This window comes from Pseudomonas sp. KBW05, from assembly GCF_003852405.1.
GTDB lineage: Bacteria > Pseudomonadota > Gammaproteobacteria > Pseudomonadales > Pseudomonadaceae > Aquipseudomonas.
Window position 1 is genome coordinate 405,919 of sequence record NZ_QAJM01000009.1, and the last position, 11,614, is coordinate 417,532.

Here is an 11,614-nt window from a genome sequence, read left to right on the forward strand (position 1 = left end):
TGCAGAACAATCCCTTAGGTTGTCTGTGGTTTCCTTACTGGCGCAGAATGGCGGATCGACCTCAAGAGTCCGAACCCAAGGAAACCGTATGAGCCTGTCTTTGCTAAGCCGTTACGCCTTCTTTGCCGTGTGCGTCATTTTCACCCTCGCCAGCCTTCCGTTTATCCAGCATGAATGGCTGTGGCCGATCACCGTGGTCACCGGCATTCTCAGCCTGATCGGCATTTTCGACCTGCTGCAAAGCCCCCACGCGGTGCGCCGCAACTACCCGATCCTGGGCAATATCCGTTATCTGGTGGAAGCCATCCGCCCGGAAATCCGCCAGTACCTGCTGGAGTCCGACAGCGACGCCCTGCCCTTCTCCCGCGCCCAGCGTTCGCTGGTGTATTCGCGCGCCAAGAACGAATCCGCCGACAAGCCGTTCGGCACCCTGATCGACGTGTATCAGTCGGGCTTCGAATTTATCGGCCACTCCATGCGCCCGGCGCCGCTGAGTGACCCCAGCGCATTTCGCGTGATGGTTGGCGGCCCGCAATGCACGCAGCCGTACTCGGCGTCGGTGTTCAATATCTCGGCGATGAGTTTTGGTTCGTTGAGCGCCAACGCAATCCGCGCGCTGAATCAAGGCGCCAAGCTCGGCAACTTCGCCCACGACACCGGCGAAGGCAGCATCAGCCCTTATCACCGTGAACACGGCGGCGACCTGACCTGGGAGCTGGGCAGCGGCTACTTCGGCTGCCGTAGCAGCGACGGCCGCTTCGACCCGGAACGCTTCGCCGCGCAAGCGCAGAACCCGCAAGTGCGCATGATCGAAATCAAGATGAGCCAGGGTGCCAAGCCCGGCCATGGCGGGATCCTGCCCAAGCACAAGGTCACCCAGGAAATCGCCGAGACACGCGGCATCCTGATGGGCGAAGACTGCATCTCGCCGTCGCGCCACAGCGCGTTCTCCACACCGATCGAGCTGATGCAGTTCATCGCCCAGTTGCGCGAGCTGTCCGGCGGCAAACCGGTGGGGTTCAAGTTCTGCCTGGGCCACCCGTGGGAATTCATGGGCATCGCCAAGGCCATGCTCGAAACCGGCATCCTCCCGGACTTTATCGTGGTCGACGGCAAGGAAGGCGGCACCGGCGCCGCACCGGTGGAGTTCACCGACCATATCGGTGTGCCGCTGCGTGAAGGCCTGCTGTTTGTGCACAACACCCTGGTGGGCCTGAACCTGCGCGACAAGATCAAGCTCGGTGCCAGCGGCAAGATTGTCAGCGCATTCGATATCGCCAGCGTCTTGGCCATCGGCGCCGACTGGGCCAACTCGGCGCGCGGCTTTATGTTCGCCATCGGCTGCATTCAGTCGCAGTCATGCCACACCAACAAATGCCCGACCGGTGTCGCCACCCAGGACCCACTGCGCCAGCGCGCCCTGGTGGTGCCGGACAAGGCCCAGCGCGTGTTCAACTTCCACCGCAATACACTCAAGGCCCTCGCCGAAATGCTCGCCGCCGCTGGCCTGGATCATCCGTCACAACTGTCAGCCAAGCACTTGGTACGCCGGATGTCGGCGACCGAGATCAAGTTGTTCTCGCAGTTGCATGTGTTCCTCAAGCCCGGCGAATTGCTGACCGGTGAAGTGAACGGCGAATTTTATTCGCGCATGTGGCAGATGGCGCGGGCCGACAGTTTTGAACCCCACGACGTTGTTGCCGCTTAAGGAGCCGCACCGTGTTGAAAGTTATCGCCGAAGATTTCATCAAGCCCGAACACGTGGAAACCGTGCGCGGGTGGTACGCCGAGTTGGTGGAAAAAACCCGCCAGGAACCGCTGTGCATCGCCTACGATCTGTTCATCGATCAAAAAGACCCCGGGCACTTTATCTTCATCGAGTTATGGCCCGACCAGGCAGCCCTCGACACCCATTGCCAAACCGAACACTTCACCCGCCTGGTGCCGCAGATCAACGCGTATCAAGCCAAGCCGTGCCGAGTGCTGCTGATGAATGCGTTCTGAGCCAACCACCTAATCCCTGCTGAACCGGACCACCGACGGCATCGTTGAAACAAGGAGATTCACATGCCGTTGCTGGACTTCGCTGCCATTGCCGAACAGTTGCCCGGCACCTGGAAATCCACGCGCCTGGGCCAGGTCGGCCCGGCGCACATCAAGGTGTTGCGCATGGATGCGCAGGCCTATGAGGAAGAGACCCACGACTACAACGAGGGGCTGCTGGTAATTAGCGGCCATCTGCTGTTGAGCATCGCCGATCAGGCCATCCGCGTGGAGGCCGGCCAGATGTACCTCGTCGAAGCCGGCATTGCCCATGGGGTCCTCGCCGGCAGCCAAGGTACCCTGGTGATCATTGATGTCTAGAGACATTCAGTAATACCCAACCTTTGCATTTGCTTACAAATACCGCCAACCTGCGCCCGCCCGACGTGAGGCGCACTCGCGCCTGCCCGTCATTACTCACATTTTTTGTACAAGAGCCCGCTGCCATGCTGAACGGACGCGACCCACGCATCGACTTTTTTCGGGGCTTGGCGTTGATCTTCATTTTCTGGGATCACGTCCCCCACAACCCTCTCGGCCAGATCACCCTGCGTAACCTCGGTTTCAGCGACGCGGCGGAAGTCTTTGTGTTCCTCGCCGGCTTCGCCTCGGTGATGGCCTACGGCAAGGTCCTGCAACGCGAAGGCTACTGGATGGCCTGCCTGAAAATCCTGCGGCGCACCTGGGTGCTCTACGTGGTGCACATCTTTTTGCTGGCGATGCTGATGGGCATCGTGTTTTTCGCCAACAGCCATGTGGAAACCCGCGACCTCGTACAAGAGATGGGCATGACCCATTTCATCACCCACCCGCAGCAGGCGTTGCTGGATGAGTTGCTGCTGCGCTTCAAGCCCAACCTGATGGACCCACTGCCGCTGTACATCGTATTGCTGGCTAGCCTGGCGCTGGTGTTGCCGCTGATGTTGCGCTGGCCGCTGGTCGTGGTGGCGGTGTCGCTGACGGTGTACCTGCTGGCGCCCTGGATGGGTTGGAACCTGCGGGCCATCGAGGATGGCGTGTGGTATTTCAACCCTGTGACCTGGCAGTTGCTGTTTGTACTGGGCGGTGCGGCGGCTATTCGCAGCGAGCAGCCCAAGCCTGCCCAGAGCCCGCCCCTGCAGCGCCAGCCGCTGTTTGTCGCGGCGGCTGTCTACGTGGTGGTCACCGGCGTGATCACTGTAGCGTGGCGCTGGCCCGAGATCCACGACGCGCTGATGCCGGCGTGGCTCAGCGACTTGATCTATCCCATCAGCAAGACCGACCTGTCGCCCGTGCGCCTGTTGCACTTCCTTGCCCTGGCCTACGTCACCGCCAAGCTGTTGCCCACCGCAGCCTGGACGCAAAACCCGGTGGCCGCCGAAGTCTGTCGCATGGGGCGCTTCTCCCTTGAAGTGTTCTGCCTGGGCGTGCTGCTCGCGCCATTGGCCGACATGCTCAACGCCATGGCTGGCGATGCGCTGGCGATGCAGTTGTTGACCGCATTGGTCGGTGTACTGCTGATGGCTGCACTGGGCGCCTGGCTGGACTTGAATAAGCGCTTGAGCCAACGTCGCGCTATATAGGTAGCGCCCGCCTGGGTTGGGCGAGTGTTCCCATTTCCTTCCACATCTCACTGTGAAAGGAAACGGCCCATGCCCAACCACCACCTTCTCAACGGCCTGTCCGGCCACTTGCAGTCCAGCGAATCCTGGGGCCGGCAACAGGCCCTGGAACTGCTGCGCCAAACCCTGACGCAATCGATGAGCCCCCTGAGCCTCGCCCAGCAGCGCGATTACGTGCGCCTGCAACGCGAGGCCGTCGCCGCGTTCAAGGCGGTAGAAACGGAAAACGCCGCCCATATTGAACAGTTCAAGACTCGCGGCCTGGCCCAGTTGCGGACCAAGCTCAACGGCCTCGATCCGGAAAAAATCTTCATCAATACCCGCTACCTGGAAAAACTCGATACGCCCCTGCCCTGGGAACCGCGCAGCAGTGCAATCGACGGCTTGGCCCAATCCCCGCGTTTTCGTCGCGCCGTGGACGCATGGAAATACCGCACGCATGTCTCCAGGCTGACGCTGTGGGAAGCGGCGTGCCTGAACTTCGACTTCGGCACCGGCAACCCGCAAGCCTCGGGGCACAGTTACGTCGACGCGTCCTACCTCACCGGGGTCGATGAAAAACAACTGACCGTCAGCCAATTTATCGCCATCAGCCGCGAGTTGGACCTGGGCGGAGCACTCCAGGCAGAACTGACCAACACCCTCGGCGCTGGTGGCAAGCTGCATGATTTGATCGAAACCAGCGCCCGCGCCCACCTGCTGTTTGAAGCGCTGGAGGCCTATCGCAACCGCGCCAGCAGCGGCGTGACGCAGGCGATGTACGACGCGCTGGTCGCGGCCATCAACACCAGCGGCAAAGCGCTACCGTTCGACACCCTGAGCATGGACCTCGACAAAACCCTCATCCAGGCCGTGCCTTTCGTGCCATCGGGTGCAAGCATTCCCGTACCGCTGCTGCTGATTCATGTGGGCAGCCTGGGCGTGGTCTCCTACTTTCCGTTCCGCCCTGGTGGCGCGATGCGTTATCACCGCGACGCCTTAAGCGCCGGGGCGCAGTTCAACGACGACCTCAAGCGCAGCCATCAGGACGGCGACCTCGGTTGGTTCTCGCGACAACTGCCTGTCACGCAAATCAATCTGTTCAAAGACCTGCTGCGCGAAGAACCTCGTCCAGAAGGCCTCAGCCTGGTGGCGGGCTTTCTCTACGATGGGTTCCACAGTTTGTTTCCGGAGAAAACCCTGGAGCACCTGCGCTTCGTCAACGACCCCAAGCCGGCACGTGCAGTGAGCCTGGTGCAGGCCCTGAGCGCGCGCCATATCCAGCATTACCAGGCCAACCTCGGCATGCTCGCCACACGGCGTTCGGAGCGTGACCTGCAAGGCGTGATCGACGGCGCCGCAGCGATTGCCAGCGAGATCATGGAGTTGTTGATCACGCCCGTGCCCGGCGGTGTCACCGGTTTGAACCGGCTGATGCAAGTCGTGGTATTCGCCAACCTGGCCTACAGCCTGATCGTGGGTATCGACAAAGCGGCCCAGGGCGAAGCCAGCGACTTTGCCGCCGCCATGGCCGACGTCGCGGACCTGGCGATCAATGGCCTGCTGATCTCCACCGCCGGGCGCGTGCATCGCCAGCGTATCGAGGGCCTGCTGCAACGCCTGGGCAACCCACGCAAGGTGCCACGCAGCGATGGCACACACACGTTGTGGAAGCCCGACATCAGCCCCTACGCCATCGCCGACCAACGCATGCTCGACGGCCAGGTGCCGAACGCCCAGGGCCTGTACCTAATCAATGGCAGCCACTACGTGTGTCTACAGCAAGGCGAGTTGCAGGTCGTGGCGCAAGTCAGCCCCGACCCCAAGACCCAGGGTTTCGTGCTCAAACGCAAGAATGGCAATGGCTTCGCCGCACCGATTGTGTTCGACCCCAAGCGCCAAGCCTGGGTACTGGACCTGCACGGCGCCGGCCAGCTCTCGGACAGCCAACTGATCGGGCAGATGCTGCCCAATGGCGAAGCGCCGGTGCCCGCCGTGCAAATCCGCAACTTCATGCGCAGCACCGCCGTGTCCCGCGTCACCCTGGATAACGTCTGGGCCGGCGAAACGCCGCCGGTCAACTTGATCGAAGCGAGCAGGCGGGTGCAAGTCGACCGGGTGATCGAGCAACTGGGCAAAGACTTCCACCGGCACGGCTACATGCCCGACCACGCAGGCAGTGCCGTGTTTAGCCTGCTCACGCAACTGCCCGAATGGCCCAGGGAAGCGGTCATCCATGTACACGACGCACTAGGCGCCCTGCTCGAAAGCCATGCCGCCAGCGACAGCGCCACACTGGCGATCAACCTCAAGCGCAGGGACGACGGCACCTATGTCGCCCTGGATGCACCGGATACCCATGTTCCCACCCAAGAGTCTCTCTTCGAGCTGATCATCCGCCAGCAGCCCACCACCTCCAAACTGGGCAAGGAGGGCAGCCCGCATCTCACCGAAGCCCAACGCATTGCGCGCCTGCGTGTGCAAATCAGCGCGTTGGCCAGCAAGGCGCGTATCGCCCTGTTCACAGCCCTGACGCGCTATGCCGGCCAGGCGCGAGACCAGGTGCCGGCGGGCGAGGCGGCACGGGTATTTGTACCGATCAAGGCCGCCACCAACGGTGTGCAGGTGACCCCGCTGTTGAGCAAACTACAGGCGCAGTTCCCACCGTTGAGCGCTGCCAATCTCGCGCAACTGCTGCAACACACCCCGCTCAACCCGGCACAGCAAAGCACCTACCTCAAGGACGGCAAGTTGCCGCAGAGCGTACGCGAATACCTTGAACAACAGCGTACGGCCCTGCGCATCGATGCGGTGATCGACAGCCTGTACCACCCGCGCGCGTTCAGCGACGACGTGGATCAATGGGCACGGGAGTTCTCCAGCAGCCTGTTGCTCAAGCGCCTTGATCGTCACTTCGTGGTCACCGAAATGGCCAGCGGCAAGGCGCAAATGCGCTACCAAAACACCGGCCCCGACGACACCACGGTCGAGTTGTTGCACTACGGCGGCGGCCGCTACGAGGCCTACGACATGCGCAACGCCGGAACGATTCCGGTATCGCCGGACGTCGACAGCTTCTACCTGGCCATCGCTTCGGTGCTGCAACCCCACGAGCGCGAACTGCTCGGCATGAGTTCCGCCAGTGATGCCCAGGGCCTGCGCACCACGCTGGGCGACCTGATGAGTGAACGACGCAGCCCTGCTGGCCTGGTCAGCCTGCTCGACCATTCGCTGGGGCAATACCAGCAAAACCGCGTGCTGCCGCTGGACCTCAAACCCAACCCCGAAGGTTTGTACGACCTGGAAGGCGAACTGCTCATGGCGCTGTACGGTTCGTTCTATCCGGTGACCTTCGACACACAGGAGCGCAAATGGCGCCTCAAGCATCCGCAGAAGGTCGGCGTCGATACCCCACGCCTGGAACACAACCGCCATGGTGCGTGGCGCCTGGACAGTGAAAGCCCATTGAATTGGGACGATCATCACCTGTTCTCCCGCCTGGGCTCCGGCGACTTCAACGTGAACCAGGCCACCGCCGAACGCATCCTCAAGCTGACCGACACCCCGGCCCGCGCCCTACGCGAAGTGCATTGCGCCGGCCTGCCACCGCCACCGCTGTTGAAGGACAGCAGCAAACGCTTTGCCATCGAGGGGCAGATCCTGCACTTCATCAAGGCCATGACCACCTACTCCGCCACCCGCACGGCGCGGCCGTCCCTGCAATTGCTGCTGGTGTGTGCCTTGCCACAATGGCCGGCCAGCCATGTGCTGCAAGTGGTCGATGAGCAGGGGCGCGCCGTCACACACTACCCGGCCAACAACGCCAGTGCGCCGCAGAAAGTGCGTCTGACACAAGCGCAGAGTCGCAGCGTTGAACCTTTGACCAACCTGGTCCGCGATGACGCACTCACCCGCGCCCTGCTCGGCGAATTGCCCGAGGGTCAGCAAGAGCGGCTGTTCAAACTGGCAAAAAAAATCGCCGAGCACGCCTACCGCGAACGCACGCAGCTGTTCGACACGCTGTACGCCCAAAGCGAGCGCAACGGCAACGGCCTGCACAATCGCTTGCGCAGCCACTACCCGCAGTTGCCTGCCAGCGCCCTGCAGGCACTGCTCGACCATGCCACCCCCAAGGAACTCAAGCACCTGAACGACAAGGACCAGGTGCCGCTGCGCCTGCAAGAACAAGCCAGGCTGACCGCGAATGACCTGCGCCTGAACCGCGCCTTCGAAGGCTTGTACCTGAGTACATTGAACAACCCCGACAGTGAAAAGATCATGCTGCATACGCTCAAGCGGATCCCTGGCTGGCCTACCGATGTACGCGTGGACATCCACCAGAAAAGTGCCGCCGGGCCTTTGCTGGAAAGCGCCGGGTACCTGACGGGCATGGAGCGCAAGGTGCTGGCAAAGATCGATGGGCGTTATCAGGCGTACGACGCCGAAGGCAAGCTGATCACGGACGCAGGCGACCTCACCACCGACTTGCTCACGGCCGTCTGGCGTGTACTCGACGACCCCCAGCGCGAAGCCCTGGGCCTGGACGACAGCGGCGACGTTACGGCCCTACGCACAGCGATCGCCGACATTGCACTCAACCAACGCACCGCCATCAAAGACCTGCTGGGTCTTGCGCACATTCCGTACTGGTTGCAGCCGCCGATGCGGGTCGACAGCTCGTTCACCGCCTACCCCTTCAGCCTGCGCAACCTATGGCCGTTTGGCGGCCACACCGCGGTGGACCTGGTAAGCAAGGTGCGCGAGCTATACCCCAGGATGGGCCGCGCCGACGCCAACCAATTAATCGACTCCCTGGGCCTGAATGAACCAGCAGCTTTGCTGGAACTGGATCGACGCAAGGCCGAGTACGCGACCCTCCGGTACGGCCTGGACCAGTGGGCGCACAGCGAACAGGGTGTCGACGCCAACGACGTCTTGGGCCTGAACCTGGGCCATCGGCGCGTCGTGGCGGAGCGAATCCTGAGTGCCTGGCGACGGGAAACACGCCAAGTCATCGCCGGCGGACTATTCGATGTCTACAGCCTGGACCTGTGGTTGAACGGCAACAGCCTGCCGGACCCGGACTTCATCCTCGGTACCCGAGGCTTCGAGCATATTGAATACCTGAAAATCGCCGCCAATGGCTTCCCTGCCACCGGCAACGAGTTCCTGAGCAAGTTCGCCAACCTCAAGTCGCTGCGGCTGGACTGCATGCTGACCCACCTGCCCGATAGCATCACCCACATGACGCAACTCGAAATCCTCGACCTGAACGATAACAACATCGTCCTCACAGAGGAGTCACGCCAACGCCTGGCCGGCCTGACCAATCTGCAAGAACTGAACCTGGACGGCAACCCACTGGGATTGACGCCGGACGTCGCCGGCATGCACCACTTGCTGAACCTGAACCTGCAAGAGACGGGTATCAGCCAATGGCCCATCGGTGCCGAAAACCTGACCCAGTTGCACAGCTTGCTCCTGCAGCACAACCAGATCACCACCGTGCCCGAAGCCCTGTTCACCAACGCACTAATGAGCAGCGCCAATCGCGGCACTATCCTGCATGAAAACCCCTTGAGCGACGCCACGGTGCAACAGCTGACCGACTACGCCCGGCGCACCGGCACGCTGCTTGGCGGTGCAATGCCGGGTGCCTTGCATGTACAGCCCTCTGCGAATGACGTGGGCCGCTGGTTGGAAGGGGTTCCGCAAGCCGACCACGCGCAACGCCGGACCGTATGGGAACAACTGAAGGACCATGAAGGTGCAAGCCCCGATGATGTGTTCCGGGTTCTGCGGGATTTAACCAATGCGCATGACTACAAGCACAGCGCGGCCACCCGCAGTAACTTGACGGCACGCGTGTGGCGCGTGCTCCAGGCCATGGCCGAATCCCATGAGCTGCGGCACAACATTTTTCTGCATACCTACGTGGCCGGCACCTGTGGCGACGGCGCCCTGCTGATCTTTATCGACATGGAGCTACAGCATAAGCAACACCAGGCCAAGTCACGGCCCAGCACCAACCAGGCGAACCAGGAATTGCTCGCGCTGGCCAACGGCTCGTTCTACCTGAGCCGCCTGGACCAGTTTGCCGAAGACCATCTGCAGCGGTTGCGCAACCAGGGCGAGGAACCCGACGACGTCGAGGTGAAGTTGGCCCTGCGGCTCAAACTGGCCGTCGAATTTGATCTGCCCATCCTGCAGGAAACACGGCTCTACAGCCCGGGCGATCACCTCACACCCGAAGACGTAGCCACCATTCGCACGGCCATGCGCGAGTTGCGATCAACCAGCGCGGCAGCAAACGCCTTGTTGATGGAAGAGTTCTGGATCGGGTACCTGCGGCACAACATTCCGGAGCCCTTCGTCACCATCGAGGATGTGAGCCGCTACAAGCTCGATAAACTCCGGCGCGAGGTGCCCGACCCTCTTTCGATGGATTACCAGGAACGGCGCCAATCCATCAACGAGGAAAAAACCGCCGAACTCAACCGTCTGGTCGACCAGTTGACCCGTGCGGCCCAAAGCGGGGCGCAACGGGTCGGTCAAGCTCAAACAGTCTGAGGCGCCACGCGGCCGGTATTCGTCGGCTGCAACTTGAACGCGTAGAACAGCACGGTCAGCAGCACCAGGAACGCCGGCCCTACATACAGCGCCACGCGGGTATCCGGGAAGTACGCCATCAGGCCCACCACCAGTACCAGGAACGCCAGCGCCAGGTAGGAGCTGACCGGGAACAGCCACATACGGTACTTGAGCGCCGCCCGCTCGGCCGGGCTCAAGCCTTTGCGGAATTTGAGCTGAGCCAGCAGGATCATCAGCCAGGTCCAGATTGCACCAAAGGTGGCGATGGAGGTCACCCAGACAAAGACTTTTTCCGGCACCAAATAGTTGAGCAACACGCCCAACAACAAGGCAAAGATCGACAACAGCAGCGCCTTGCGCGGCACGCCGTTGCGCGAGGTGGTACCAAACGTGGCCGGGGCCTGGCCATTCTGCGCCAGGCTGTAGAGCATGCGCCCGGTGCTGAAAATACCGCCGTTGCACGACGACAGCGCGGCGGTGATCACCACGAAGTTGATGATGCCCGCAGCGGTCTTGATGCCCAGGCGCTCGAACGTCATCACGAACGGGCTGCCCTGGGTGCCGATTTCATTCCACGGGTAGATCGACAGAATCACGAACAGCGCGCCGACGTAGAACAGCAGGATGCGCCAGAACACCGAGCCGATGGCACTGGGGATGGTTTTCTGTGGGTTCTTCGCTTCACCGGCGGTGAGGCCGATCATCTCGACGCCCAGGTAGGCGAACATCACCATTTGCAGCGACATCAGCACGCCCTGCACGCCGTTGGGCATGAAGCCGCCGTGGGCCCACAGGTTGGAAATCCCCAGCGCCACGCCATCATTGCCAAAGCCGAACGCGATGATGCCGACGCCGCCGATGACCATCGCAATAATCGTGACGATCTTGATCAGCGCAAACCAGAATTCGAATTCACCAAAGGCTTTGACGGCGATGAGGTTGATGGTGCCCATGCTGATCAGGGCGGCCAAGGCCCAGATCCAGCGAGGCGTGTCGGGGAACCACACGCCCATATATACGGCAACGGCGGTGATCTCCGCAACGCAGGTCACCAGCCACAGGAACCAGTAGTTCCAGCCGGTGAGAAAGCCCGCCAACGGGCCGAGGTAATCCTGGGCATAACGGCTGAACGAACCGGCGACGGGATTGTGCACCGCCATCTCGCCGAGGGCGCGCATGATCACCAGGATCGCCAGGCCGCCGATGATGTACGACAGCATGATCGCCGGGCCGGCCATTTCAATAGCCTTGGCCGAGCCGAGGAACAGGCCGACACCGATGCAGGCGCCGAGGGCCATCAGGCGAATGTGACGTTCACCGAGTTCGCGTTTGAGCGGGCCGCCTTGAGCGGTCTCGCCGTGGGGCAGTGGGTTGCCGACTGGCATAGGGTACAACCTCAT

At 62.0% G+C, this 11,614-nt stretch carries 6 protein-coding genes; 5 read left to right on the plus strand and 1 reads right to left on the minus strand.

What is annotated here, in order from left to right:
- Nucleotides 1–88: 88 nt before the first annotated feature.
- The 5 genes from DBR46_RS10650 (at nucleotide 89) to DBR46_RS10670 (ending at nucleotide 10,193) form a co-directional block, all read left to right on the plus strand.
- Nucleotides 89–1,708, plus strand: coding sequence for an FMN-binding glutamate synthase family protein (locus DBR46_RS10650; protein ID WP_124526142.1), 1,620 nt, complete (start codon nucleotides 89–91; stop codon nucleotides 1,706–1,708).
- Nucleotides 1,709–1,719: 11 nt separating this feature from the next.
- Complete coding sequence (locus DBR46_RS10655) at nucleotides 1,720–2,004, plus strand: putative quinol monooxygenase (RefSeq protein ID WP_124526143.1); 285 nt, start codon at nucleotides 1,720–1,722, stop codon at nucleotides 2,002–2,004.
- A gap of 63 nt (nucleotides 2,005–2,067) precedes the next feature.
- Nucleotides 2,068–2,364 (plus strand): cupin domain-containing protein, encoded by a 297-nt coding sequence (locus tag DBR46_RS10660; RefSeq protein ID WP_124526144.1) that lies wholly within the window; start codon nucleotides 2,068–2,070, stop codon nucleotides 2,362–2,364.
- A 125-nt stretch (nucleotides 2,365–2,489) separates the two neighbouring features.
- Complete coding sequence (locus DBR46_RS10665; protein WP_124526145.1) at nucleotides 2,490–3,605, plus strand: OpgC family protein; 1,116 nt, start codon at nucleotides 2,490–2,492, stop codon at nucleotides 3,603–3,605.
- 69 nt (nucleotides 3,606–3,674) lie between these two features.
- Complete coding sequence (locus tag DBR46_RS10670; RefSeq protein ID WP_124526146.1) at nucleotides 3,675–10,193, plus strand: NEL-type E3 ubiquitin ligase domain-containing protein; 6,519 nt, start codon at nucleotides 3,675–3,677, stop codon at nucleotides 10,191–10,193.
- On the opposite strand, the gene DBR46_RS10675 is transcribed toward DBR46_RS10670, so the two are convergent.
- The gene (locus DBR46_RS10675) at nucleotides 10,181–11,599 is read right to left on the minus strand and encodes an amino acid permease (RefSeq protein WP_124526147.1); all 1,419 of its coding nucleotides are present in this window, start codon (nucleotides 11,597–11,599) and stop codon (nucleotides 10,181–10,183) included. The two genes, DBR46_RS10670 and DBR46_RS10675, sit on opposite strands and share 13 nt — an antisense overlap.
- Between the last annotated feature and the right edge of the window lie 15 nt (nucleotides 11,600–11,614).